23 protein-coding genes are annotated in these 24,593 nt (G+C 43.3%); 14 read left to right on the top strand and 9 right to left on the bottom strand.

The annotated features are described in order from the left end of the window. The first annotated feature begins 64 nt into the window (after positions 1-64). A complete protein-coding gene (locus ACHFJ9_RS01320) occupies positions 65-1,324 on the top strand; it encodes a DEAD/DEAH box helicase (protein ID WP_203342509.1) in 1,260 nt (419 codons plus the stop codon). 27 nt (positions 1,325-1,351) lie between these two features. Here the strand turns inward: ACHFJ9_RS01320 and ACHFJ9_RS01315 are convergent, their stop codons facing one another. Both ACHFJ9_RS01315 and ACHFJ9_RS01310 read right to left on the bottom strand, forming a co-directional pair. After that, positions 1,352-2,140 (bottom strand): EAL domain-containing protein, encoded by a 789-nt coding sequence (locus tag ACHFJ9_RS01315; protein ID WP_203347439.1) that lies wholly within the window; start codon positions 2,138-2,140, stop codon positions 1,352-1,354. A gap of 186 nt (positions 2,141-2,326) precedes the next feature. Beyond that, the gene (locus ACHFJ9_RS01310; protein ID WP_005395531.1) at positions 2,327-2,959 is read right to left on the bottom strand and encodes a hypothetical protein; all 633 of its coding nucleotides are present in this window, start codon (positions 2,957-2,959) and stop codon (positions 2,327-2,329) included. Positions 2,960-3,145: 186 nt separating this feature from the next. Between ACHFJ9_RS01310 and ACHFJ9_RS01305 the strand changes: the two genes are divergently transcribed. From ACHFJ9_RS01305 to ACHFJ9_RS01295, 3 genes are all read left to right on the top strand, one after another. Continuing rightward, the gene (locus tag ACHFJ9_RS01305; protein WP_005395529.1) at positions 3,146-3,388 is read left to right on the top strand and encodes a DUF2164 domain-containing protein; all 243 of its coding nucleotides are present in this window, start codon (positions 3,146-3,148) and stop codon (positions 3,386-3,388) included. Between the two features lie 174 nt (positions 3,389-3,562). Beyond that, entirely contained in the window at positions 3,563-4,102 is a 540-nt protein-coding gene (locus tag ACHFJ9_RS01300; protein WP_048625024.1) for a cytochrome b, read from the top strand. Continuing rightward, positions 4,099-4,668: a YceI family protein gene (locus ACHFJ9_RS01295; RefSeq protein WP_395354864.1), complete on the top strand. Its 570-nt coding sequence runs from the start codon at positions 4,099-4,101 to the stop codon at positions 4,666-4,668. The genes ACHFJ9_RS01300 and ACHFJ9_RS01295 overlap by 4 nt, the downstream gene beginning before the upstream one ends. A gap of 138 nt (positions 4,669-4,806) precedes the next feature. On the opposite strand, the gene focA is transcribed toward ACHFJ9_RS01295, so the two are convergent. After that, positions 4,807-6,258, bottom strand: a complete 1,452-nt coding sequence (gene focA, locus ACHFJ9_RS01290; protein WP_012842317.1) for a formate transporter FocA — start codon at positions 6,256-6,258, stop codon at positions 4,807-4,809. 304 nt (positions 6,259-6,562) lie between these two features. Here focA and ACHFJ9_RS01285 point away from each other — a divergent pair, with 304 nt between their 5' ends. Beyond that, entirely contained in the window at positions 6,563-7,468 is a 906-nt protein-coding gene (locus ACHFJ9_RS01285) for a LysR substrate-binding domain-containing protein (protein ID WP_005395522.1), read from the top strand. Positions 7,469-7,910: 442 nt separating this feature from the next. After that, the gene (locus ACHFJ9_RS01280) at positions 7,911-8,393 is read left to right on the top strand and encodes a DUF1097 domain-containing protein (protein ID WP_005395520.1); all 483 of its coding nucleotides are present in this window, start codon (positions 7,911-7,913) and stop codon (positions 8,391-8,393) included. Positions 8,394-8,544: 151 nt separating this feature from the next. Here the strand turns inward: ACHFJ9_RS01280 and ACHFJ9_RS01275 are convergent, their stop codons facing one another. After that, on the bottom strand, positions 8,545-10,179 hold the full coding sequence (locus tag ACHFJ9_RS01275; protein ID WP_012842315.1) for an ATP-dependent endonuclease: 1,635 nt from the start codon (positions 10,177-10,179) through the stop codon (positions 8,545-8,547). Between the two features lie 271 nt (positions 10,180-10,450). Between ACHFJ9_RS01275 and ACHFJ9_RS01270 the strand changes: the two genes are divergently transcribed. The 3 genes from ACHFJ9_RS01270 to ACHFJ9_RS01260 all read left to right on the top strand — a co-directional run bounded on the left by ACHFJ9_RS01270 (position 10,451) and on the right by ACHFJ9_RS01260 (position 14,309). Further along, entirely contained in the window at positions 10,451-12,193 is a 1,743-nt protein-coding gene (locus ACHFJ9_RS01270) for a bifunctional metallophosphatase/5'-nucleotidase (protein WP_395354861.1), read from the top strand. A 626-nt stretch (positions 12,194-12,819) separates the two neighbouring features. Beyond that, complete coding sequence (locus ACHFJ9_RS01265) at positions 12,820-13,839, top strand: TerC/Alx family metal homeostasis membrane protein (RefSeq protein WP_395354859.1); 1,020 nt, start codon at positions 12,820-12,822, stop codon at positions 13,837-13,839. A 278-nt stretch (positions 13,840-14,117) separates the two neighbouring features. After that, positions 14,118-14,309: a hypothetical protein gene (locus tag ACHFJ9_RS01260; RefSeq protein WP_005376351.1), complete on the top strand. Its 192-nt coding sequence runs from the start codon at positions 14,118-14,120 to the stop codon at positions 14,307-14,309. A gap of 191 nt (positions 14,310-14,500) precedes the next feature. On the opposite strand, the gene ACHFJ9_RS01255 is transcribed toward ACHFJ9_RS01260, so the two are convergent. The 4 genes from ACHFJ9_RS01255 to ACHFJ9_RS01240 form a co-directional block, all read right to left on the bottom strand. After that, positions 14,501-15,058 carry a PhnA domain-containing protein gene (locus ACHFJ9_RS01255; protein ID WP_005395511.1) on the bottom strand — a complete coding sequence of 186 codons (558 nt, stop codon included), beginning with the start codon at positions 15,056-15,058 and terminating at the stop codon, positions 14,501-14,503. 289 nt (positions 15,059-15,347) lie between these two features. Beyond that, entirely contained in the window at positions 15,348-15,557 is a 210-nt protein-coding gene (locus ACHFJ9_RS01250) for a YgdI/YgdR family lipoprotein (RefSeq protein ID WP_041853072.1), read from the bottom strand. A 135-nt stretch (positions 15,558-15,692) separates the two neighbouring features. Beyond that, positions 15,693-18,101: a VolA/Pla-1 family phospholipase gene (locus tag ACHFJ9_RS01245; RefSeq protein WP_395354856.1), complete on the bottom strand. Its 2,409-nt coding sequence runs from the start codon at positions 18,099-18,101 to the stop codon at positions 15,693-15,695. A 20-nt stretch (positions 18,102-18,121) separates the two neighbouring features. After that, positions 18,122-19,366 (bottom strand): outer membrane protein transport protein, encoded by a 1,245-nt coding sequence (locus ACHFJ9_RS01240; RefSeq protein WP_005395507.1) that lies wholly within the window; start codon positions 19,364-19,366, stop codon positions 18,122-18,124. A gap of 423 nt (positions 19,367-19,789) precedes the next feature. Here ACHFJ9_RS01240 and ACHFJ9_RS01235 point away from each other — a divergent pair, with 423 nt between their 5' ends. Then, entirely contained in the window at positions 19,790-20,818 is a 1,029-nt protein-coding gene (locus ACHFJ9_RS01235; protein WP_395355363.1) for a site-2 protease family protein, read from the top strand. 73 nt (positions 20,819-20,891) lie between these two features. On the opposite strand, the gene ACHFJ9_RS01230 is transcribed toward ACHFJ9_RS01235, so the two are convergent. After that, on the bottom strand, positions 20,892-21,680 hold the full coding sequence (locus ACHFJ9_RS01230; protein WP_152814675.1) for a M48 family metallopeptidase: 789 nt from the start codon (positions 21,678-21,680) through the stop codon (positions 20,892-20,894). Positions 21,681-21,883: 203 nt separating this feature from the next. Between ACHFJ9_RS01230 and ACHFJ9_RS01225 the strand changes: the two genes are divergently transcribed. From ACHFJ9_RS01225 to ACHFJ9_RS01210, 4 genes are all read left to right on the top strand, one after another. Continuing rightward, positions 21,884-22,318 (top strand): hotdog fold thioesterase, encoded by a 435-nt coding sequence (locus ACHFJ9_RS01225; protein WP_012842307.1) that lies wholly within the window; start codon positions 21,884-21,886, stop codon positions 22,316-22,318. Positions 22,319-22,324: 6 nt separating this feature from the next. Continuing rightward, positions 22,325-22,558 carry a DUF3389 domain-containing protein gene (locus tag ACHFJ9_RS01220; RefSeq protein ID WP_054867596.1) on the top strand — a complete coding sequence of 78 codons (234 nt, stop codon included), beginning with the start codon at positions 22,325-22,327 and terminating at the stop codon, positions 22,556-22,558. A 79-nt stretch (positions 22,559-22,637) separates the two neighbouring features. Then, the gene (locus tag ACHFJ9_RS01215) at positions 22,638-24,347 is read left to right on the top strand and encodes an SgrR family transcriptional regulator (RefSeq protein WP_395354852.1); all 1,710 of its coding nucleotides are present in this window, start codon (positions 22,638-22,640) and stop codon (positions 24,345-24,347) included. Then, positions 24,331-24,582 carry a hypothetical protein gene (locus ACHFJ9_RS01210; RefSeq protein ID WP_053349877.1) on the top strand — a complete coding sequence of 84 codons (252 nt, stop codon included), beginning with the start codon at positions 24,331-24,333 and terminating at the stop codon, positions 24,580-24,582. The genes ACHFJ9_RS01215 and ACHFJ9_RS01210 overlap by 17 nt, the downstream gene beginning before the upstream one ends. Positions 24,583-24,593: the final 11 nt, after the last annotated feature.

Here is a 24,593-nt window from a genome sequence, read left to right as displayed (position 1 = left end):
AGAAAAGTAGTATGGCTATTGGGGCTCTGGTAAACTCTGCGCTCCAAAAATAATGAGGTTACACATGTCTGTTAATTTTGCTGACTTAGGCATTGAACAAAAGCTAATCGAGACGCTAAGCAATCTAAATATCGTGACGCCAACACCAGTGCAAGAAAAGTCTATTCCACATGTCCTTGAAGGAAAGAACTTACTTGCTGCTGCACAAACTGGTACGGGGAAAACAGCTGCGTTTGGTTTACCTATTATACAAACCGTTCAGCAAAAGAAACTCAACGGTACGCCTCAAGCATTGATTTTGGTTCCAACACGCGAGCTTGCGCAGCAGGTATTTGATAATTTGAATCAGTACTCTGCACAAACAGAACTTCGCATTGTGTGTGTTTATGGTGGTACAAGCATTGGCGTACAAAAAAGGAAGTTAGAAGAGGGCGCTGATATGTTGATTGCAACACCAGGCCGCCTTTTGGATCATCTGTTTAATGGCAACGTAAACATCTCCAAAACCAGTATGCTTGTTCTAGACGAAGCCGACCGTATGTTAGATATGGGATTCTGGCCTGACTTGCAACGCATCTTCCGACGTTTACCCGCCGAAAAACAGATCCTGTTGTTCTCTGCGACATTTGAAAAGCGAATCAAGACTATTGCGTACAAACTCATGGAATCGCCGATTGAAGTTGAAGTGTCACCAGCAAACACGACGGCTGAAACGGTAAAACAGATGGTTTATCCGGTAGACAAAAAGCGTAAACGTGAATTATTGGCGTACTTGATTGGCTCGCGAAATTGGCAGCAAGTGCTTGTATTTACAAAAACTAAGCAAGGTAGCGATGAGCTAGCAAAAGAGCTTAAGTTAGATGGCATAAAAGCGGTTTCAATTAACGGGGATAAGTCACAGGGTGCGCGTCAAAGAGCGTTGGATGAGTTCAAACAAGGTAAGGTGCGTGCGTTGATTGCGACAGATGTAGCTGCACGAGGACTGGATATTCAAGAGTTAGAGCAAGTGGTGAACTTTGATATGCCATTTAAAGCCGAAGATTATGTCCACCGTATAGGCCGTACTGGCCGTGCAGGAAAGTCAGGTTTAGCTGTCTCTCTAATGAGTCGGGATGAAGAATATTTATTGCATGCTATCGAGAATTTGCTTGATCAACGCCTACCGCAAGAATGGTTGGCAGGCTTCGAGCCAAGCCTTATAGAAGAAGTCGAGCCTGAGAAAAATGGTAGTGGACGCCGTCGAAGCCGTTCATCAGAGAAGCGTAAGCTAAAAGCAAAATTAGCGATTCATAAGAACCGTGGTAAATCACGTAACTCTCGCTAAACCGCACAAACTTTTGTTCTTACATAGTCAGGCTGTTTTTGCCTCTTCATAAACGTCTAACGTTTGCGGGATAGCGAGTAGGTATCCTTGATACATATCGAAACCGAGTTTTTTCATTAAGTTAAGTTGATGCTCGGTTTCAATTCCTTCGATAACGGTTTTAGAACGCAACGTTCTTGCTAGTGATAATGCATCGACTAGAGCTTTCCAGTCACCATTTTCGTATCTCAGCATTAACGAGCGATCCATTTTTATTATGTCTGGACGAACGCCTTTCACTCGTTCAATTGTTGATGCATTGACGCCATAATCGTCGATCGCCAATTTAAACCCGCCTTGGCTTAACTCACGAGCTGCTTGCGACAAAGAGGACTCGTCTTCTACGTTCAACTCAAGCAACTCCATGACGATTTGTTCATTTACTAAATGAGATTGATAAATGGTTTGTTTTAGCAGCCTATTGTACGTGATGTCTCTGGCTAGTATTTTTGCTGCTTCTGGTAATACATTAAGAAACAGGTGTTTATTGTGAAAGTGAGATTGGGCAAAGTTTTTGATATGAATTAGGCGACTTAAGCGTTCAACATTGAGTAGGTCTTGAGCGGCAATGGTTTTTGATTGGAAAAACTGATCTGGCCTGATCATGGCACCATTAGCATTGGTAATTCTTACTAGTGCCTCAAGTCCAACGATAGAAATATCTTTTTTATATATAGGTTGAAAGACACTTCGAAGAGTGAGCTTTGCGTATTTCGCAATATATTGCCCGTCGGCTTGTTTGCGGATGCAACTAAGAAGTTGCGAGGTGCTCATCATTGTTACAACAACCTAAATCAATGCTTCTACATCAGCGCTATCGCGCTAATTTTTTATTTCATTGGCAGTGAATCTAAGTGGGCTCATGAACTCAAGCAAGAATGATGGTAAGAGATGATTAGATTTGTCGAGTGATATCAAACAAATTGATGAAATGACTGACAATCTTCCTAATGCAATTTGATGTTACCATTGTAGTACTGCATACAGTTGTAAGTATTTTCTGACCAACTGTTGTTTGTTCGAGCGACGCAAAGGATGACCAAACTTAATGTAACAAGGGCTAATGCCAAATCGAGTGTCTAACGATTGCGTGAGCTGCGATTCGCTGGTGTACAGCGTGATGCCTTGCTCCGTGTATTCGTTGATCTGATCGGGCAGTTCACCCATCCACCAATGAAGCAACTCTCGGCTCGTTTTGCTGCGACTGATCCAATGATCACAAACTAAAAAGAGTAGATCATTCGGTTGCAGTGCATAACCATATTCGCTTTGCCATTCCGTAATTGATGAGAGTAAGTTTTCTCGACAAGATTTTCCCGCACTGACCATATGGTGGCTCAGGACCCAAACCGTGCCTATTTCAGATGAAATACGGTAGTGATGAGGCAGGTCCGGAGTATTTAAAACTTCAATTGGTTTTACCACGCTGTTGTATCCGAAGTGACGGAAAGTGTGTTCCATTCGTCTTGAAAACGCGAGACCAAGATGATGCTCACTCATGCCTTGGTTATGTACCGCAGGGTAATGCTTTTCACACAGCTTAAGACAGTCGTCTTGAAAATCATTAACACTTTGAATCACTAGGTCGAGTAGCAAAGAATATCCCTTAATAATTAACAAAACGAACTGCAAAAGGTTAGCATAGTCTTTTGAGAATAGACTAATTTACTTCGGCAACTTCTTGATCTAAACACCAAATTTCTCACAAATGATCGCGCCTACTCTTTAAGAGAGCAAGACGATAGAAGCACACATAGAACAAAATTCTGAAAAAGGGCAAAGATGATAAAGTTAGAACGTGCGCAAAAAGAAACGCTGGCAACCGCCATTCAAGATTATATGCAGGACGAACTAGATGTTGAGATTGGCCAGTTCGATAGTGAATTTCTTATTGATTTCATTACAGAAAAACTAGGGCCAATTTATTACAACAAGGGGGTGGAAGATGCAAAATCACTGGTTGAACGTAGAATGTTAGAAGTGTCCGAAGAGCTGTATGAGATAGAACAAGAAGTTAAGCTGTAAGTTTCAGTTTTATAAACGATTTAAAGTTCCTTCAAAAAATTCGAACAACTTGATAGATACGGTGCCATTGGCTGGATGTAAATGATGGTAAATAATCTGTTTCATATGACGTAAATAGGTTAATGTAGTGTTTCTTGCTCAACATTAACTTAGGAATATATCTAGGAACTTGAGATGGATACACTGGTAAAGAATTACAACCTTACTGCACGCGTGATGCACTGGTTATCTGCGCTGTGCATTATTGGTCTATTTGCAGTGGGTTTGTGGATGGTCGACCTTAGCTATTACAGCGAATGGTATCGAACTGCGCCACATTACCATCGCTCTGTCGGTATTTTACTCGCTATTTTAACTTTGGCACGCATTGTATGGAAACATGTTACGTCGTCACCAAAGGTAGAAGGCAAACCTTACGAAGTGCTTGCTGCTAAAGCGGCGCATGGTGTTATGTACCTACTATTGGTCACCATCTTTGTTTCAGGTTACCTCATTTCAACGTCTGATGGACGCGGTATCGAAGTGTTTAATTGGTTTACCGTGCCAGGAGCGGGAGAGTTATTCCCAGGACAATCAGACATAGCGGGTGAAATTCACTTCTACGCAGCTTGGGCCGTCATCCTGATAGCAGGTTTGCACGCTATTGCTGCGCTAAAACACCACTTTATCGATAAAGACAACACATTAAGAAAAATGTTAGGAGCTTCAAAATGAAAAAGTCACTCTTCGCTACAGGATTAGCTATCGCTATGGCACTACCATTTGGTGCGCAAGCTGCAGATTATGTCATCGATACCAAAGGTGCTCACGCTTCAATTAACTTTAAAGTTAGTCACTTGGGTTACAGCTTCATCAAAGGTCGTTTCAATACATTTTCTGGTGACTTTTCTTTTGATGAGAACAACATTGCTGATTCAAAAGTGAGTGTTGTTGTTGATACAACTAGCTTAGACTCCAACCACGCTGAACGTGACAAGCACATTCGTAGTGGTGATTTCATTGATGCTGGCAAATACAGCGAAGCGACCTTTAAAAGCACAAAAGTGGTTGATAAAGGCAATGGCAAGCTAGATGTAACTGGTGATCTAACGCTACACGGTGTTACTAAGCCTATTACTATCGAAGCTGAATTTGTTGGCGCAGGTAGTGACCCATGGGGTGGTGAGCGCGCTGGCTTCGTTGGTAACACTCGCCTCGAGCTTGCTGACTTTGATATCCCAGTAATGGGTGCTTCAAGTTATGTTGATATGGAACTTCATATCGAAGGCGTTAAGAAGTAACGAACTTCTTTTAGATACAGTAAAAGCGCTCTCCAACGGAAGAGCGCTTTTTTATTACCTCAATCACAATCGACAACATTGGCAAGCCAGTCAGTGACAGCGATTGAAAGCCAACAGACGTTGCGATCGTTTAATGAATTACGCTGTTTCTAACTCGTTTTTTTCTACTAGGTTTAAACGCTCACCAAAAATCGGGCGTAGTGCTTTTAATACTTCAGTACGAGTAACAACACCGACCATCTGGCCATTTTCAAGTACAGGAAGTACTTGTGGCTTGCTCACTTTGATGCTTTTTGCGCGTTCTTCTAAAGATAAAGACGTCATGCGAGTGGCGATGCCCATGCTGCTCGTTGGGTACAACTGCTCTTTATCGATACATAGGAATTCGACAACATCAACGAGACGATCACCAGCATCAATTGCGACCACATCGCGGCTCATGATGTCGACGACTTTTTGGTCTTTCACCGGAATGTAGTCCTCACACCATAGTTCTACCATCACATCGTGAGCAGAGAAGAAGCCAACCAATCGATTTTGTACGTCTACAACAGGTGCGCTAGTTACGTTGTTATCAAGTAGCACATCCAGTGCGATTGCTATCGGTGTTTCTGCACTGATGGTAACTGGTTTTGGGTTCATAATATCTTTAACAAAAGATGCGTTTTTCATGGTGAAATCCTTAACTGACGAGAGTGTTGTAGTCGTTGTGATAGAAGAGATATTCGCTGCTTTTAGTTCTGGTCGGCGAAAAATACACCAGTTTGCAAGACCAACTAAAACCGCTCCGCCGACGATGTTGCCAAGCGTGACAGGAATTAAGTTAGCGGTAATAAAGTGGCCAATATTTAAGTCTGCATACTGTGAAGCGGGCACACCGACGGAGGCCCAAAAAGACTCAGGTGCAAAGTTAGCGATAACAATGCCAAGTGGAACCATAAACATGTTCGCGACACAGTGTTCAAAGCCACTGCTGACAAACATGGCCACAGGCATGATTGTCATTGCTGCTTTTGTCATTGCATTTGCAGAGCTAAACGTTAACCAAATCGCGAGGCAGACCAATAGGTTACAAAGGATACCGAGCGCAAACGCCTGAATGAGAGTGTGATGAAGCTTGTGCTGCGCGATGTTAAGCGCATTTAACCCCCATTGACCGCTATCCATTTGATAAAGACCAGCTGCAGTAACTAGCGCAAGTAGGAACATCGCACCAATGAAGTTGCCAACGTAAACCTTGCCCCAAATAGAAAGCATTTTTCCGAACGAGATTTGCTTATTGGCCCATGAGATACTGGAAAGAACTGAGCTGGTAAATAGTTCACCACCGCAGATCACGATGAGGATCAAGCCCATACTAAATGCTAATCCGCCAGCAAGACGGCTTAAGCCCCAACCAGCGCCAGCGCTGCCAGTAGTCACCGTGATGTAAAACAAGAACGCCAATCCAATGAACGCGCCCGCCATGATGGCAAGACTCAGTGTCATACTGCTGGTTTTGTTTGCTTTACTTAACGCAAATTTTTCCGCTTCAGCCATCATTTCTTTTGGAGAAAAGTACTGGTGATTTTGAGAGCTGGTCACCGCCATATTGACTCCTTAATTTGTAATCGCATAAAAATTCCTTGGTTATTAACTCAAAAATGAAATTGTTGTTTTTATTTAGAAGCCTCAATGACTTCAGTCTCAAAGTCATTGAGGCTTGCGGTGTTCCCGAACCGCACAGTCAGAATAAGGAGAAGGGTTTGGTAGGTAAAATTGATAATATTTAGAAACCTCATCAAATTAATTGATAACTTTATGCGGCTAGGTAAAATGAACTCTATTGCTTATTGGGGCATGTTTTTAACGATTGTGAGGGTATGAAAAATACTCACCAATAATGGAGGACACTTTGCGCTACTCACTTAAGCAATTAGCGGTTTTTGACGCAGTTGCAGATACCGGCAGTGTAAGCCAGGCCGCAGAGAAACTGGCTTTGACACAATCAGCGACAAGTATGTCGCTTGCGCAATTAGAAAAAATGCTTGGCAGGCCTTTATTTGAGAGGCAGGGCAAGCAAATGGCGTTAACCCATTGGGGTATGTGGCTACGACCAAAAGCAAAACGCTTATTACAAGACGCACTGCAGATTGAAATGGGCTTTTATGAGCAACATTTGTTAAGCGGTGAGATTCGCATGGGCGCGAGTCAAACTCCGGCAGAGCATCTGGTTCCAGACCTTATCAGTATCATTGATAATGACTTTCCAGAAATGCGTATTTCCCTTGGTGTGCAGAGTACAAAAGGGGTTATTGATGGTGTATTAGATTATAAATATGACTTAGGGATCATCGAGGGGCGTTGTGACGATAACCGTTTGCACCAAGAAGTCTGGTGCCGAGACCATCTTACTGTTGTCGCTGCATCTCATCATCCTTTTGCTCGCAATCAATCTGTAAGCCTCGCGCAGTTAGAACAAGCGAAGTGGGTGTTGAGAGAGCATGGCTCTGGCACACGAAAAACATTTGATAGCTCTATTCATCATCTAATTGAAGATTTGGATGTGTGGCGAGAGTACGAGCACGTTCCGGTGTTACGCAGTTTAGTTGCTAACGGCCAGTACCTTACTTGTTTACCGTATTTAGATGTAGAGCGATATATAGAAGCGGGTCATCTTGTTGCGTTAAATGTGCCCGAGCTAAAAATGGAAAGGACACTTTCATTTATATGGCGAGCTGATATGGCAGAAAACCCACTAGTCGACTGCATTAAACGAGAAGGTCTGCGCATGATGAAAGGTAAGCCTTCGGTATTGTAAGTTACTACTCAATACACGCAATAAACTCTAGAAGCACAGCAATGCCACTCGCTTAATTGGGAGTGGCATATTTCTATGTACAGTATACTGAACTTCGAAGAACAAGTGTGATTTAGGAGCTTTTATGCACTCACTTGGTGACCCATGATTCTACACGCCGATATTAGCTTCCCAGTCTCGTTAAAGCTTGCTGGAGTGACCTATTGGAGCTATCCAACACACATCCTTTTTACCTAGCACTAGAAATACTCATTCCCTAAATCTGTTGATTTATCGGTTGCGTCAAACTTTTAGTGCAAGTCATGAAATTGTTATAACCTTATTGTGATCATTATCACCGATAAACAAGGCTGATGTATCTAACATGTGTCCTTGATTTCAATGTATGAAGGCAGTTATTGAGCCATATGGGTACGATAATAGCCAAGCAGGTACGACTACCATGACGACACTTTTAGCTATCTCTATCACTACAGGAATTTTATCTGGCGTATGGGGTTGGATCGCCATTTCTTTAGGTTTGCTTTCTTGGGCTGGTTTTTTAGGTTGCACGAGCTACTTTGCTGCGCCAACTAGTGGATTGAAAGGACTTGGTATCAGCTTAATCACTAATATGACGGGTGTATTCTGGGCAATGGTAATTATCCACGGTTCAACTTACGTTGGTTTGGAAATTATCGGTTATGTGATTACCGCTATTGTGGCATTTTTCATGTGTATTCAAGCGAAACAGGCTTGGCTCGCGTACATTCCAGGCACTTTTATTGGTTCCTGCGCAACATTTGCCGCTGATGGAAACTGGCAACTTGTCATTCCATCTTTGCTGCTAGGTGGTGTGTTTGGTTATCTAATGAAAGCGACTGGACTTTGGTTGCATACGAAATCAAGCACTACTTCTTCTACGCTTGCTGAGCAAGCACAGTAGTGAACCCCCGATCTTATTTGTATCCACTGTGTATTGAGTTTTATCCCTCTCAATACCTTTAATCAAAATTAATGATGTTTGATACAAGCACACCAATTTGGTGTGCTTTTTTTGTTTTACAAGGCAAGGTGTGAGTGTGAAATACTCTAACTCATGTATTGCCGTTTGCCATGGTGACAACGCGCTTAAGTGTCCAACGCAGAAGTACAGGAATGCATTCCATACCTCTCTCTTCACAGTGAGATACAATGGCCAAAGCTAAGTCCGGTTTTGCATGCTTTTTCAAAACACGGTTGACGACTTTTTTAGCTGGGATAGGGTGATCATGAGGAACTTTGATGATGTCCTTAAAGAAAAGTTCAAACCCATGATTGTATAGAAAATGTTCGATATCTCGATCAGGTAACTCTGTAAGTCTATGCCTTTCCTGATCATGATCGAGTTGCGCTCTCACGGCATGCGCGTACTTTTTACCTGCCGGGTCACCATCGGTAACAACATGCCAGTCGATACCGAACTCTTTTGCTACTTTGATCAGTGATTTCAGCCCTGACTGCGCAAATTCAACGATTTGAACTCCTTCCGCAGCTAAGTCATATCCGCATTGACGAGCCAGTTCATGAAATAACCAAACTTCAGTTTCGCCTTCTACGAGCAACCAACACCGTGCAAACAACGCCCCTGAGCGATGAAAACGAATGTGGAAACCAATTCGGCGTAACTCATCTCTACCAAACTTGGCAGAGTTTAAGCTCTTGGCAATGGTTCGGTCTGACAAGCGAATCAAACGCCGGATTGAATAAAGTGGAACCGAGCCAAGTAACGTACCGCTGTTGGTAGTTAAAATCTTTTGCATTGGCAACAACTGCAATAATGACCACGCTCTAGCGAGATGAGTCGGGTGTAGTCGGCCTTCCGGGTCTTCGATGATCAGTATCGGTCTTGCGCAGCGTCTTAAATCGGTAGGGCCTTTTGCTTGAAGGTAAGCATTGAGAAGCCCCATTAAAAGCAAGCGGCTTTGTTTATCATTTGTTTCCTTAAGGAATTGACTTAATCCTTTATCAGAGGAAGGGCTTGTATAAAAAAGACCATCACGAGGTTTTCGTGGGTTACCTTTGCTGACGCTGCGGAACGCAAAATAGTGTTCGACAAGTGTTTGCATTGAATCGAGACTACTGCGAATCTCACCCTTGTTTACGTGCCCAGGCATCGCCAATAGCCGTCGACAGGTGTTATTGATTCGTTTTTCAATCCGAGCATTTTTGCTGTCGCCGTTGACGTGGTTTAAATCTGGGAAGCGTCGGGAGTCTCGTAGGCGGATAACAGGGTGAAGAGTCATCAACTCTACAGCGAGTTTCTCAGAGTGGTGCAGTTTCTTCGGCTTGCCGTTATGATCCAAAAATGCGTATTCAGTTTTAATATCATACTCGTCGCGAGACGCACTAATTCGATAGTAAATGACCTGCTCACCATCCTCGTTTGTGCACCATGCAGGTTTTATCCGTCGATAACGCCCAGCTTTTACTTCGTTCTTGTCTTGTGCTTTAAAGCAAACAATGATCTGCAAGTGTTGGGTTTGTGGATGAGAAATTGAGTAATCAACGTGAAAATCTTTTAGTTCGAATTGATATAATGAGCCATTAGCAGGTAGCGCGATAGAAAGGGCATCGAGCAATGATGATTTGCCCCACGTGTTCTCACCGATGAGCGTAGTGAGTTCGTCAAAAGAGAGTGAAAGGCGTTTGATGCCTCTAAACCCGGAGATTTCGATGCGTTCTAGTCTCATCTCAATCCTCCTTGCAATTATTTGAATTATAGAGAGTTATTTTGCTACTCCTAAGCATATATTAATTCGAAATATTGGAGTTAAGCTCAGTTCACAAAATTACGAGAGCCCCTTACTGAATAGAGACCGCAACAAGCGACGCTTGCTTTCAAAAGTAGTGTAGATAGCATCGTGATCACTTAAACATGAAATCAAAAAATCACAGTTTCATAAAATTCATGATTCTGTCATGATTCACTTCTTATTATTATAAGGAATGAAAAGAGAGAAGATGAAGATGAATAACAATCATAAGCCAGTGAGAATCAAACTGGCACACATCAATGACACACATTCCTACTTTGAGCCAACGTCATTACAGTTAAAGCTTAAGATCAACAAAGAACTCACGTTAGAGCCATACGTGAGTGCTGGCGGGTTTTCTCGCATCGCAACCCGAGTAGAGCAGCTACGAGACGACGCTCAACGTCAAGGGCATGGGATGTTATTTCTCCATGCTGGAGACTGTTTCCAAGGCACACTTTATTTCTCATTATTTAAAGGTAAAGCCAACGCCGATTTGTTGAATGCATTAAAGATTGATGCGATGGCGTTAGGCAACCATGAATTGGATATGGGTAATGAACCTGTTGCCTTATTCTGTCAACGCACTCAGTTTCCATTGCTTGCTGGTAACTGGGATCTATCAAATGAATCGCTTCAAAAGCCTCACCGAGTCAGCGATAGCAACAACGTGTATAGCTATCAAACGGAGACACAAAGCGCACAATACATCGTCAAAGAGTTTCATGGTGAGCAGGTTGCGATTTTCGGATTATCCATTGATAAAATGAGCGATATCGCGAACCCAGATGCAGATACGCCATTTAAGTCTGCAATTGAAACCGCTAAGGCGACCGTAAAACAAATTCACTCCTCTGGTATTAAAAATATCATTCTTCTAAGCCACTTAGGTTATGAAGGCGATTTAGAGTTGGCTGAACAAGTTGAGGGGATTGGTATTATTGTTGGTGGACATAGCCACCGACTGCAAGGCGATTTCTCATCAATAGGTTTAGGGCAAGATGATCCTTATGGTGTCAAAGTAAAAGATACCTACGTTGTGCAAGCGGGCTTTCATGCTTTGACCATGGGGCACTGCGTCATTGAATTTGATGAAAACGGCAAAGCAACCATGCTGAGTGGTCAAAATGAACTGTTACTTGGCCGACGTATTTTTTGGGACTCGACACTAAATCAACAGCTTGACCAAGGCGTATTCGAAACCGCATGTGACTTTATCCATGGCCAACCTAATGTGGTGGTCTGTAAGAAACACCCGGAGACTCAAGCAATCCTAAGTGATAAATACATCCCTCGGGTAAGGCAGTTACAGTCACAAGTCATTGCCAGTATTGACACCAAAAAGCGTCATGTGCGAATCCCAGATGAGTTTGGTGAGAGCGAGCTGGCTTCTTCTGTTGCTCGTTCATTTTTGTACAGCCTAAATAAACGCGGACATGAGGTTCAATTTGCGATTCATAATGCGGGTGGCGTGCGAACATCATTGAATCCTGGCAACATCACAGTGGCAGATATTGCCGGACGATTGTTGCCTTTTGCCGTTCCGATCGGCTTTTACGACGTAAGAGGCAGTGCTATTCGCCGAGCACTTGAAGGCGCCATAAACAATGCACTCAACAATGATGTGGAAGGTACTGGCTCTGGCAGTTATCCATACACTTACAATTTAAACTTTGAGTACCGAGCTGATGCCCCTAAAGGTGAAAGAATTCAGTCATTAGCAATTTTTGATGGTCAACAATGGGTCGACGTTCAAGACGACACCTGGTATCGAGGCACTTCCTCCGCTTATACCATGAAAGGGAAAGAAGGTTACGATGCGCTACTGGAGATGAAAGGCGAGGGGCGTGTAACCAACTTATCCATGGCAGACTGTTTTATTGAACTTCTGACCGATGAGCCAAACTGCTTGAATCAAAGTCACAAACTTTATACACAGCAACACAGGTAGTAGATATTGGTATCGATTTTGCTGTCTTTCAATTGCTACATGCGATGATGAGGGTGGCAGTATGTGGAATAAAGATTGGACAGATACGGCAGTGGTGGTTGCTTGGGTCGCAATTTGGTCAACGTTAGTTTACTTTGTACCTTTGAGCGGTTTTTGAATTGCTAATAACACGGAAGTTAGGAAAGGAGCAGTTATGCTCCTTTTTTGTGTCTATGTTCTCAGAGACATCGCTCTGACTCTTAAATGTATCACCTTGAGTCACTTGCTGATCTTTACATCTAATAACAAAAGTTCACGTGGTTGAACCAATTCCTTTGTTTTTATATTTCTTTCTGATTTTTAATAAGAATTTTATTTCGATTAGACAAAGTTTTTTTGTTGGAAAGCGTTACATTCGGCGTTATCATTGCGGCGTTTGGGGAGTAGTTAGCGCAAGTTTACTTATCGTCATCTCGTTAAGCATCAGCTTATCCGGTAAGTAAAGGTGTTGCGTGATTCATCCACGCCGACACTTCAACGAGACCAACGCATTCATTGACTGGCAGCACATGATTACTATGTGACTGCTTGTTGTTATTGTCTGCGGAAGGTCACCAAACTCATGTCCTTCCGCCATGGGAGGAAGCATGTCTCTTATCGAAAGTACCACCCAATTGAGCCAATCGGCACCACTTCAAGAGTCATTAGCGATGTATGGCGCTTTTGGCCTTTTTACGCTTGTTCTTGTTACGCTTGATATCTATCAAACGCGTGGTGGCGTTATAACGATGAAAAAAGCCATCCTTTGGAGTGTTTTCTGGTTCTTACTTGCCTTTGTTTTTGCAGGTTCTATCTATTTATTCTGGGACTTTTACGCACCGCACAGCACTTATACGAACGATAAAGCAACGGTTTCATTCTTAACAGGCTACTTACTAGAGAAGTCGCTAAGCGTGGATAACTTGTTTGTGTTTGCCATCATCTTTGCACAATACAGTGTGCCGGAGCATTTGCGTCCGCGAGCGCTGCTTTGGGGCGTGATTGGTGCGTTAGTTCTACGGGCTATCATGATTGCGGTTGGTGCTCAGTTACTTGCGCAGTACCACTGGGTGTTGTACCTCTTTGCCGCATTCCTTATTTGGACAGGTATTAAGCTTGCTCGCGACAAAGGTGAAGCAGAGGAGGTTAACCCATATCCTGAGCAGTTTATTCGCAAAATATTGCCAGTTACGAATGATTACCAAGGAAATCACTTAATCTTAAAGCAAGCTGGTAAGTGGGTGGCAACACCAATGCTGATCGTAGTCGGTGTAATTGCAGTGATGGACGTAATGTTTGCACTGGATTCTATCCCAGCCATATTCGCGGTAACACGAGAGCCATTTTTAGTCTTAGCCGCGAACGTGTTTGCACTGTTGGGTTTGCGATCTTTGTACTTTGTTCTGCAAGCGATGTTAGACAAGTTTGTGTACTTAAAACCAGCATTATCGGTGATCATGATGTTTATCGGTGTAAAGATGTTATTGGTGGGAACAGAGTATGAGATTCCGACAACGTGGTCACTCACATTCTTAATCGTTGTGATGGCATCAGCGGTTGTGGCATCGCTCCTCAAAAATAAGTCGAACAGTCGCTCTAGCGTTAAAATTACTAATCAAAAAATATAAGTAAAGCGCTAAAAATAAAATAAATAACGAAACTTAATGTTAAAAATATGTTGTTAGTCGAGATGACTTTATGCAGGTAACGTTAAGTTATTCAACATAATTAGACAGTTTGTGACTATTTATGCTGTTATTGTTCATTTGTATTTTTGATGTTTGTAATGGGCTTGTTTTATTAGATAATCTAATTCGAATAGGTAAAATTTGTCATTTCTTAAACAATAAGAAACTGACTAATATACAACCAACAAAACAGACTACTGCTTTAAAGAGAGGCAATCATGGCACAAGCAATGCAAATGACAAATGTAGCTTTACCAACCTCTATGGATAAGAAAACCTACGCGGTTAACTTCAAAGGACTGATTGCTCACTTACTAGACATTCTATTCGTAGATAATACTGCACCACGCAGTTACTATGCGGAAGATTTGTCAGCTCACATTCAAAAAGATATCGGTATGTACCGTTAATCTTGAAATAATGAATGAAAATACCGGCTTATAAGCCGGTATTTTTTTAGCTGCTCAAACGCGAATAACGGAGCTAGAACTCTATACAGAGTCAATACCGGAGTAGAGGAGCTTATTCCAAATTGGTGTTCATTAGCAATGAAAACGGGGCACTAATAGTGCCCCGTTTTGACTTGTAGAGTAATACGATATTACTTCTTACGGCAGTATTCTGCGATCACGTACATTGACTGACCGCCATTTGCCTTGCCCGAAACTAGTTTCGGATCATCACCAAGGCTGATACCACGGATCACTGTGCCTTGTTTGATTACTTGGTTAGTGCCTTTAACTGGTAGGTCTTTGATTACCGTTACATCGTCACCTTTCTTAAGTTCAGTGCCGTTGCAATCCAACGTTTTGTCATCATCAGACATACCCTTCATCGCCCAGTTCATTTGCTCTTCTTCCATGTACATCATGTCAAGAGCATCTTGAGCCCAGCTTTCAGAGTTTAGGCGAGTGAGTTGGCGCCATGCTGTCACTTGTACTGCAGGAACCTGGCTCCACATGCTTTCGTTTAGACAACGCCAGTGGTTAATGTCTTTTGGCTCATCGATCTCACCCAGACACTTATCACAAACCATGATAGCAGTATCAACAGTCACGTTACCGTGAGGTGGGACAGCGTATGCTGTTAGTTGAGATTCAGAAGAACACAGTTCACATTTTGACTCGCAGCGCGCAAGCAGAGTAGCTTCAATAGACATAAGGACTCACCTTAGTAATGTTATTTTGTGGCGGTATTATCCACTTTATCCTGAGAAATAAAAGGGTGTTAGCGAATTAAAGCCGAGATTTTACAATATTCCAACCTGATTAGGGTGAAGATGTAAAATATTCGCTAAACAAATAATACCTGTATATAAGAAAATGCATTGATTGCTTTGGGTGATGAATTGGTTGCTTCATTTATTGAGGAAGTTAGAGGTTCGTTGTGAGTATTAACTGCGCTCAGAAGTGTGGGTAGGGCCCTCTAAAAATATAGAGGGCATATTGCTAGCGTTCTATAATCTGCACAATTTGATCTTTTGAAATGCTCATTTCTTTCCCATCCATGTCTTCATACTCGTACATACCCGTTTCTTCGTTAAGGTCTGGTTTACCGTAAGAAGTAATAATTTTTCCTTCATTTGTCGACATAAGATATTGGCTACTTCCGCATGCAGCAAGAAGTAAAGCAGTGGCCATTATAGTGAATATGCGCATAGAGTTTTCCTTTCAAACAAGTAAGTTAGGTACGACACCGATTTAACTATAGCAAAGGATATACGGGACGGTTTTTTATGATAGAGAACGAAAAAGCCCAGTCGAAACTGGGCTTTGGTAAGAGAGGTGATACGATTACTTCAGAACGGAAGTATTAGTCACACCCGTTAAAGTGTCATCCATTAAGAAGTCTGTGTTTTCCATTTGCATCTCAACGTGATGGTCAATATCAGAAAGTGTGCCATTTGGCGAAGCAAAAGTACTGTGCGATGCAGCAGCATTAAACTGTACAAAGCTCGCAGTTGCATTCACAGTAGTGTCCGTACTGTTCACAGTCTTCAATCCTAGCTTATTAGCAAGCGGTTCAGTACCCGCGAATGGTGCATTTGGAACGCTGTTTGGCACTGTGCTATCGCCATCCACCTCTGTCATAAAGAATGGTGTCGTTAGCGAACCAGATGCCACTAAATCTGAAGCGTTTGTGAACGGATCGACTGTATCTAGTGTAGTCTGTGCTGCATAGATAAATTGTGAGAAACCTGCTTCTAGGGCTGCTACTTGAGCTTCCGTTGCCGCAGCCTCAAATGCTTCGTAACATGTTTTATCTTCTAGATCCGCACATGATGCATCAGCGTAATTCGCATAGTCTTTTGATGCTGCATAAGCGAGGTTATGTTTGATCTGAGGGCCGTAGTTGTCTGAGCCCAGTAGCAAATTACCAATTTGACCACCAGAGTTCTGCACAGAAGCAGAGCTAAATGTGTAAAGTGCATCTGCGTTAGGGCTACCTAGCGTGTTATTTGCTGCTGCCACGGCAGATGTAGCCACAATACCGCCAAGTGAATGACCTAACATTTTGACTTTAGAACCCGTCATTGGGTTAAAGCCTTGTAGAGGACCTCCAGCTAAAAGACCGCCTTGCGCCGATACTACCAAGCTAGCGCGCAAACCTAACACATCCAGAACACTTTGACGTAGATTGTCACGCGCAACGGCTAAGTTGGAAAGATTTAGATAAGCCAGTACATTCGCATTTGCGGAACGTTGTTCATCTAAGCTGCGCGTACCGTGAATAGGTAAGTCAATAGCAATAACAGCCACACCTGCTTTTACCATATTGAACGCGAACGCGTACGCATTCTCTTTCGCTGAAGTGATGCCGTGTTGATAAATCACAACGTCGGTCGCGACACCAGATTTAGGTGTGAAGACCAGTACTTCGACATCTTCTACCGATTTAACGACTGGAACTGGGGAGTAGCGAGTCACAATACGTTCACTGTCGAGTTGGGTACCATCGCTTAATGTGAGTTTAGCACCCACCAGTTTTAGCTGCTCTGTAGGATCGGTTGCAAGCTTTGTCACGTCAACAGGGTTATTTGCGAAAACGCCAGTTGATAGCTGCTGAACCATGTTCGCTTGCTCGTTCGGATCCGCCAGTGCTGCACTTAGCTTCGCTAGGCTTGGCATCGCAGATACCATTGGCTGCATGTTCCAGTTTGCCCCTTTTTCTAGATAATGAGGCAGTCTGACCACACCTTGAGTCACATTTACATCGGAACCTGACTTCGCATAAAGGCCTTTAATTGCCGTTTTTGCCGCGTCTAGGTCACTAACGTACTTACTAAAGTCATCGTCAGCGTCTAGCGCAGTGCTAAAGTCTTGGGTTGCACCAAGTGTCATTGTGTAGGCTGTTGATAAATCTACTGAACCTTCGTTCGCATCGTTTTTGTAAACGGCGTTTAGTGTATTTGCACCCGTTGAGAAACCGGTTGCCGTTACACCTTTAACCGCCGCCAAAGTGTCACCTACAGACTGAGTGCTGAACCATGAGGAGTAAACGATGTCGTCAGGGTTTACTTTGGCGATACCAAAAATGCCTTCTACCGCTTGTGTCACCGCTTGAATAGAAGCAAGAGCACCAGTTTCATAAACGATTTCTTTCGATTTACCTGTCGCGTAACTGGCTGATGTACCGATTGGCTCACCATTCACGTCAGTGACATCTTGTGTTACTGCAAAAATGTACTCGCTTGACTCATCAAGCGCATCCATGAACTGGATATATAGAGAGTTGCCTTTTGCTTGAACAACGTAGTCTTGGTTCTGAACGAGAACTTCTTCGATTGGGTTAGACTTACCATCCCACTCGGTCAAACGTTGATTAATCTTGATGACTTTAATACCAGACGGCAGCATACCCGTTGCAAAACCATCGCCTTTAAAGTTCAGAACGATTGGCATAGACGTTGACCATCCATCCATCGTATTCATCGAGGCTCTAGGGTTGGTTAAGGCATCATCACCGTCAGTTGGCAGACCAAGCGTGCCATCTGTTGTGTCCATTAATAAGTAAGAGGGCGCAGGTACATCCGCATTCGCCCCTTGAAGCGTAAAGCTGATAGATGTTCTACGGTCGAGCAGTGCTTGGACTTCATCTTCAAATTGAACTTTGTCGGAAGTACCAGAGCTTGATGTATTATCACCACAACCAGCAAGAAGGATTGCAGAACAAAGCATTGATAATTTAAACGTGTGTTTCATTGGTTTACTCCGTAATCCCATTATTTGAAGGTGTAGTTCATCTGTACCGCGCTGATGTAAGCAGTACCTTCAGAGTCGAACTTGATCTCTTCATCCTGAGCGTTCGTCTCGGTGAAAGAGCCTGATTTACTCTTAACAAGTGCAAAGCCTGCATCGAAAGTTAAATTCTCATTCATTGCGTAAGTCAGGCCCGCGCTGTACCAAAAACGGTCACTGTCAGGGATGCTCAATGTGGCTTCACCTGCTTGTTCGTCGTATGCAAAGCCTGCACGGAATGTCCAATCCGCATTGAGGGTGTAAGTTGCACCAATAGAATAACGGTTGTTGTCTTCGTATTTCTCTGGTTTGTAGAAACATTGACCAGCAGTTCCATCATTACATTGAGGACTCGTCGCTTTCAGTTCTTTAAATGTGCTCCAATCGGTCTGTTGCCAGCCGTAATGTACTGCCCATTGTTCATTCAGTTGATGGAAAGCCGATAATTCGATAATTGAAGGGAGAGAGATTTTTAAACGGCCATCCACTTTTGGTGATGGAGCTCGGCCTGAGTCGTAACTACTAAACTCACCGTCGTCAAAATCTAGATCAACTTTAGAACGGTAACCAAAGCCAAAACGGTTGTTTTCATTTAGCTCGTACAAAGCACCAATATTCCAACCCCAAGCAAAAGTTTCGCCTTCCATGCCGACAAGGTTATCGGACTTATTACCACCTAAAATACCGGCGAGTGCGCCTTTATGACGAGTCAGCTCCGCTTCCGCGTACACTAGGTTGATACCGCCACCGACACTGAAAGACTCGTTAATACGGTAAGCGACATTAGGATTAATGTTTACTGAAAGTAGGGAAGTGTCACCCGCCATGTCACCCGCAGAAATATCATCTGGATAATCAGTAGCAACACCGTATGTTGTGAACATACCGATACCCCAAGCCCAGTTATCGTTGATAGGGCTGATGTAATAACCCGCTGGCACGACTTGTAAAGGGGCAACATCTTTCGCATGTTCTTTGTTAACCGTGTCATACACATCGACTTCAGGATCGATGATAGATAACGCGCCCGAGAATTGAGCTTCTTTGAAAAGCGTCATCGCTGCTGGGTTTCGTGCAAGAACGCTGGCATTGTCTGCGACCGCTCCTTCACCTGAAAATGCTCGACCAAGACCAGATGCTGAATGCTCAGCTACCTGGAAGCCCGCTGAATGGGCATTACACGCAAACAATATCGAAATTGTAAGCAGAGAGCAGTGCTTCTTGTTCATCCTTGACCCTCCTAGGGTGTCATAGTGTTGGACCGAAGTCCTTGTAATTGTTGTGTGATACTTACACCAGTTGTTAATACGTGAAATACAACTGTGATGTAAATGTAATGTTAATTGTATGTTTAATAACTTGTCAAAGTTTGAGCGTATTTTGCGTTTTAAATATGATGCATAGGTCAAACGTTGATTCGTAAGGGCATGTATTATCGTTATATTTTTTAAGAGAATGGTACGACCAGAATTGTTTTACGGGCTTTATGGTTAAATGGCATTCAAACCAAGAGATAGCGGGCTTTGCCGTTTCTGTACTTAGCAGGCATAATTCGCGCCTCGCTTTGTTGTTATTCAATAGACGCAATAGGAATCGTGTTGGAATTACTGAATGTTGAATTTTTAGGTCGTTCGTTAAGGCTCGAAGGATCGATGGCTGGTTGGCAGCAGTTATATTGGGATAACACCTTGGTGTCCCAAATAGATGCCAGTGATAATGTTGCAGACACTTGTCTTCACCAGTTTAGACTCTCTGCAGGGGAGGAAGTCCTGGTATGCCATTTGGAGTGTTCATTAACATGGCAACCGTTTGAATTGAGTTACAAGGTCACAATTAACGATGAGCTTATTAGCGAAGGTTGCCGAAATGAAAAAGACATCGAAGGCCAAGTACCAGAAGTTGAGCCGCCAACGGAAAAGCGTTTAAGTGTGATAGGGCTAGTATCGCTTGGAATGAAAGCACTCAAGAGTGCGAAAGTAATCAAAGTGGCGCTAGCATCTGCAAGTCTTGCTGCATATTCTTGGCTATTTTCTATCGAGTTCGCGTTAGCTTTGATCGCCTGTTTAGTTTTCCATGAGTATGGCCATATTAGAGCGATGAAGTACTTTGGAATGAAGACCAAGGGCATCTATTTGATTCCATTTCTTGGCGGTTTAGCGCTGAGTGATGAAAAGATCAACACACGCTGGCAAGATGTGGTTATCTCGATTATGGGACCATTTTTTGGTTTAGTTCTTAGCATCGCGTTTACTTTGCTTTATTGGATGACTGGAGAGGTGCTCTTCGCTGGCCTAGCAGTGTTTAACGCGTTACTAAACCTGTTTAATCTGTTGCCTATTCTGCCACTAGATGGTGGTCATGTACTCAAAAGCATTACCTTCTCGATGAACACTTGGGTTGGATTAGTCGGCAGTATAGCTGCTGCCTTGTTGGGTATTTTTATCAGTTATTCTTTCGGGCTGACGTTGCTAGGGTTTTTATTGTTGATGGGGATGCTAGAAGTGGTCATGGAGTGGAGAGGTCGACATCATAGTCATTTATTGCCGTTAACCCGTTACGGACAACTCTTCTCACTTGCTTGGTACTTGGTTTCTGTCGGTGGTTTTGTCGCTATCATTTGGTATTTTGCTACCCTTGGAGATAGCCTGTTGAGCTTGCCACTACAGATACTGGGTACTTAAACTATTCCTTATACCCATTAAAAAAGCTCCCTAGGGAGCTTTTTTGCGAAAAATAGACACTGGTAGCAGAAGTTTAGCCACATTTTGGCGCTTTCGCCTTATACGCAGGCAACTTATTTATGGTTGCTTGTAAATCTTTAATACGCGTACTGTGCGATGGGTGAGTTGAGAAGAATTCAGGTGGTTGAGAACCACCGGATGCAGCACTCATATTTTTCCATAAATCGACACTTTGACGTGGGTCGAAGCCTGCTTTTGCCATAAACTCAAGCCCGACAATATCAGCCTCGGATTCCTGTGTACGACCGTATGGTAAAATAACACCGTATTGGACACCGACACCAAGTGCCGCCATCGTCATTTGCTGATACTGTTTGTACTCGGAAGCTCCTATAGCAACGTTTGCCAGAGACAATCCCGCATTTGCTAACTGGCTTTGTGAAAGGCGTTCATTACTGTGGTCAGCAAGGACGTGAGCCACTTCGTGACCAATGACTGTTGCCAACTGATCTTGGTTTTTCGCGACACCTAAAAGCCCGGTGTAAACGCCGATCTTCCCACCAGGTAGAGCAAACGCATTGACTTGTTCACTATCAAAAACAACCACCTCCCAATCTTTAAACCCAGCTTGCGCAGGGATGGTGTCAGTGATGTGTTTGGCAACGCATTGTACGTAGGCATTCGTTTTGCGATCTTTGCTGATTGGGATATCTTTCTTCATTTGTTCGAAAGATTTGGCGCCAAGCGATGACATTTCTTGATCTGAAAACATCAGGATCTGATTACGGCCAGTCGGTGATGCGCTACATGCCGTTAAGCCCGCGATAGTTAAAAGAGCAGAGGCTTTCATCCATACCTTCATAATAGGCTCCATCTAAATTATTTTTGTTTTGAAGCAATAGTATATACCCAAATAGTAACACGATGCATAGATCAAATTATTCATCAACTGGCAAGGAGGCCAAGATGTTACACCTTGAAGTTAGACCTAAGTAAAGTCTATGCTAGCTCTCTAATAAATCGTTACAATCCGACAAACCAGTTTGTGAAATTAAGAGTAAAACAATGAGTATATGGAAAAAGCCCGTTAGCATAGAGATTCTGAATGCTACGTCAAAAAATACCCTGATCGAGCACCTACAAATTGAATACACAGATTTCACGGATGACTCCCTTACAGCAACCATGCCTGTATGTAGTTTTACTCATCAACCTTTAGGAATGCTTCATGGTGGTGCTTCTGTTGTACTCGCAGAAACATTAGGCTCTTTAGCTGCAAATTTCTCTGTTGATGAGGGGAGTTACTGTGTCGGTTTGGATATCAACGCGAACCATGTACGTGCAATGCGAAGTGGTCATGTGATTGGTACGGCAAAACCCGTACACCTTGGCGTTTCAACACAAGTGTGGCAAATCGACATAACTGATGAACGAGGCCGATTAGTGTGTACCAGTCGCTTAACTATCGCAGTGAAGCAACATAAAACGAAGTCGGTATAAAGCAAGATGGTGATTGAGTTTTCATTAGGAAAAATCATTGCTACCCAGCGTGAAATCGTGATTAAGCTCTCCGGCAGTGCAATGGTAACCTTACAAGCGCAAACCGATTCTATCCAGTTACTGGGTAGAGGAGCGAACGTTGTTTTATCTCATGGTGCAGAGTGTAAATGGTCTATCAAGCTGGATAATGAGGAACAACTTGTCGGTCTTGCACGAGAAATTGGCATCGATATTCAATAATTTACTGCGTGACGTTTGCACTTTTTGATAAAAATGAGGAAACTTAGCTTATCAACAATAAGATAAGAATTTCCTCTTTATGAGTAGCCCTCGTTTACGTGTTCAGTTCGAAACACTGTTTGAAAAATTCGCCGGTCACGATACGGACGTTCAGCTAGAAGACATTACCGAAGCGCTGTTTTGTACACGTCGCAATGCCCGTATTGTTCTCAATAAATTAGAAGAGGAGGGCTGGATTGAATGGCATCCAGCCGCCGGTCGAGGAAAACTCTCAAAACTCGTTTTCAAACGTAACCGTAGCGATGTCAGTGAAAACCTCGCCAGACGTTATCTTGACGAAGGGAAAATTGGCCAGGCTCTAGATGCGCTTGATAACGACGCGGCTCGATTAACGCAGGTTATTCAGGGGTATTTAGGGCTTCAGCATCGACAGGGCGAGCAGGTGGTACGTTTGCCTTATTATCGACCATTGGCGATGTTAAACCCACAGAAACCGATGCGGCGTTCTGAACAGCACATCGCCCGACAAATTTTTAGCGGGCTCACTCGCCTTGATGAAAATGAACAACTTCAGCCAGATTTAGCCCACACGTGGGAAGCCATTTCTGATACACATTGGCGTTTTTATCTTCGTCGTGGAGTACGCTTTCATAATGGTGAACCGTTAACAACCAGTTGTGTTCTTGAGAGTGTGCTTGCGTTAAATAGCTTGAACTTGTTTTCTCACATAAAACGGGTGTCTTCACCACAAGAGTGGACCGTTGATATTGAGCTCGTCCGTCCTGATCGTTACCTGCCTTTGGCGCTGAGTGAGTCGCAAGCAAAAATTTTGCCACCAAGCGCTTTGCGTTCAGAAAACTTCGATAGACAACCGATTGGGACAGGGCCGTTCCAAGTTAAAATGAATGATGATAAGCGTCTCATTTTGACTGCTTTTGATGGCTACTTTGGCTTTCGTCCCTTGCTGGACCAAGTTGAGGTATGGGTCATTGATGAGGCGTACTCTTCAATGGTCTATCCAAGCTTGTCTAAGCCAAAGATGGATAAACAAGGTTCATCTGATGAAGTCGAGCTTGATCCTGGCTGTACATTCCTATTACTAAACAAAAACACCGGGATTGCAAAAGATCCACGCTGGGCAGAATTTCTATCACAAACTCTCAACAGTCACCAAATTTATGCTCATGTTCCTCAGGATAAAGTGATGGAACTGGGAGTATTGCAAGCCTTTGGCCTTAAGCCAGGTTGGATTGACCTTAGGCCAGCAGAGGCGGGCAGCGTGCCGCAGGCTGATAAGGTGATTTCTGTAGCGTATCAGAAAAAGCATCCGATGTTTCCAGTAGTTGCTAAGGCCATCAAGACACTCTTAAAACCGCACGGTATAGAGGTCGAGTTTATTCGTTATGATTCTCAACCGCCCGCACCGGAGGAAGTGGATATTTGGGTGAAAGCCATGGGCATTGCAACGAATCGAAATGATGCTTTGGCTGGCTGGCTTCTGGATTACAGTGATATTGAAAAGTTCAGCTCTGGTTACGATTTTAGCGAATGGGCTAAGCTCGTTGATCAGTGGCGTGCTGGTGTTTATCCAGACTTCCCTGCACGTGAGTTAGGACGTCAGTTGGTAAAAAGTTGTCAGGTGATTCCGATGTTTCACTGCTGGTTGGGTGTCAATAAAGACCACAGCGGTGCCTTACAAAATGCAAAGTGTAATGCCTTAGGTTGGTTTGACTTTAATAACGTATGGGTAAAACCTGATATAGAAAATAATCATGGCGAAACCGAATAAGAAACAGCCGACGAAAACCGTCGATATCTATTGCTCAAAGTGTAAAACTCAACTATTCAAGTACCGTAAAGGCGGAAAAGGCGCACTGGTCAAGTGCTTCAAAGAGCGCATTGTTGACGACTTCACACAAACCCCATGCATCTGTCCCAGTTGCGGGCAAGAGTTTGCAAGAGATACCCTAGTGAGAGGAACGCCCGCTTACAAAATGATTGGCGGCAAAGTGACAATGAAATAATGAAGGGCTAG

The organism is Vibrio sp. D3 (assembly GCF_043995865.1).
In the GTDB taxonomy this organism is placed as follows: Bacteria; Pseudomonadota; Gammaproteobacteria; order Enterobacterales; family Vibrionaceae; genus Vibrio; species Vibrio diabolicus.
This window is presented reverse-complemented; position numbering and strand designations above follow the sequence as displayed.

Excerpts from the sequence above, each read along its gene's own strand:
- ACHFJ9_RS01320 (WP_203342509.1), top strand. The coding sequence starts at position 65 with ATGTCTGTTAATTTTGCTGACTTAGGCATTGAACAAAAGCTAATCGAG.
- ACHFJ9_RS01315 (WP_203347439.1), bottom strand. The coding sequence starts at position 2,140 with ATGATGAGCACCTCGCAACTTCTTAGTTGCATCCGCAAACAAGCCGAC.
- ACHFJ9_RS01305 (WP_005395529.1), top strand. The coding sequence starts at position 3,146 with ATGATAAAGTTAGAACGTGCGCAAAAAGAAACGCTGGCAACCGCCATT.
- ACHFJ9_RS01300 (WP_048625024.1), top strand. The coding sequence starts at position 3,563 with ATGGATACACTGGTAAAGAATTACAACCTTACTGCACGCGTGATGCAC.
- ACHFJ9_RS01295 (WP_395354864.1), top strand. The coding sequence starts at position 4,099 with ATGAAAAAGTCACTCTTCGCTACAGGATTAGCTATCGCTATGGCACTA.
- focA (WP_012842317.1), bottom strand. The coding sequence starts at position 6,258 with ATGGCGGTGACCAGCTCTCAAAATCACCAGTACTTTTCTCCAAAAGAA.
- ACHFJ9_RS01280 (WP_005395520.1), top strand. The coding sequence starts at position 7,911 with ATGACGACACTTTTAGCTATCTCTATCACTACAGGAATTTTATCTGGC.
- ACHFJ9_RS01275 (WP_012842315.1), bottom strand. The coding sequence starts at position 10,179 with ATGAGACTAGAACGCATCGAAATCTCCGGGTTTAGAGGCATCAAACGC.
- ACHFJ9_RS01270 (WP_395354861.1), top strand. The coding sequence starts at position 10,451 with ATGAAGATGAATAACAATCATAAGCCAGTGAGAATCAAACTGGCACAC.
- ACHFJ9_RS01265 (WP_395354859.1), top strand. The coding sequence starts at position 12,820 with ATGTCTCTTATCGAAAGTACCACCCAATTGAGCCAATCGGCACCACTT.
- ACHFJ9_RS01260 (WP_005376351.1), top strand. The coding sequence starts at position 14,118 with ATGGCACAAGCAATGCAAATGACAAATGTAGCTTTACCAACCTCTATG.
- ACHFJ9_RS01255 (WP_005395511.1), bottom strand. The coding sequence starts at position 15,058 with ATGTCTATTGAAGCTACTCTGCTTGCGCGCTGCGAGTCAAAATGTGAA.
- ACHFJ9_RS01250 (WP_041853072.1), bottom strand. The coding sequence starts at position 15,557 with ATGCGCATATTCACTATAATGGCCACTGCTTTACTTCTTGCTGCATGC.
- ACHFJ9_RS01245 (WP_395354856.1), bottom strand. The coding sequence starts at position 18,101 with ATGAAACACACGTTTAAATTATCAATGCTTTGTTCTGCAATCCTTCTT.
- ACHFJ9_RS01240 (WP_005395507.1), bottom strand. The coding sequence starts at position 19,366 with ATGAACAAGAAGCACTGCTCTCTGCTTACAATTTCGATATTGTTTGCG.
- ACHFJ9_RS01235 (WP_395355363.1), top strand. The coding sequence starts at position 19,790 with ATGGCTGGTTGGCAGCAGTTATATTGGGATAACACCTTGGTGTCCCAA.
- ACHFJ9_RS01230 (WP_152814675.1), bottom strand. The coding sequence starts at position 21,680 with ATGAAGGTATGGATGAAAGCCTCTGCTCTTTTAACTATCGCGGGCTTA.
- ACHFJ9_RS01225 (WP_012842307.1), top strand. The coding sequence starts at position 21,884 with ATGAGTATATGGAAAAAGCCCGTTAGCATAGAGATTCTGAATGCTACG.
- ACHFJ9_RS01220 (WP_054867596.1), top strand. The coding sequence starts at position 22,325 with ATGGTGATTGAGTTTTCATTAGGAAAAATCATTGCTACCCAGCGTGAA.
- ACHFJ9_RS01215 (WP_395354852.1), top strand. The coding sequence starts at position 22,638 with ATGAGTAGCCCTCGTTTACGTGTTCAGTTCGAAACACTGTTTGAAAAA.
- ACHFJ9_RS01210 (WP_053349877.1), top strand. The coding sequence starts at position 24,331 with ATGGCGAAACCGAATAAGAAACAGCCGACGAAAACCGTCGATATCTAT.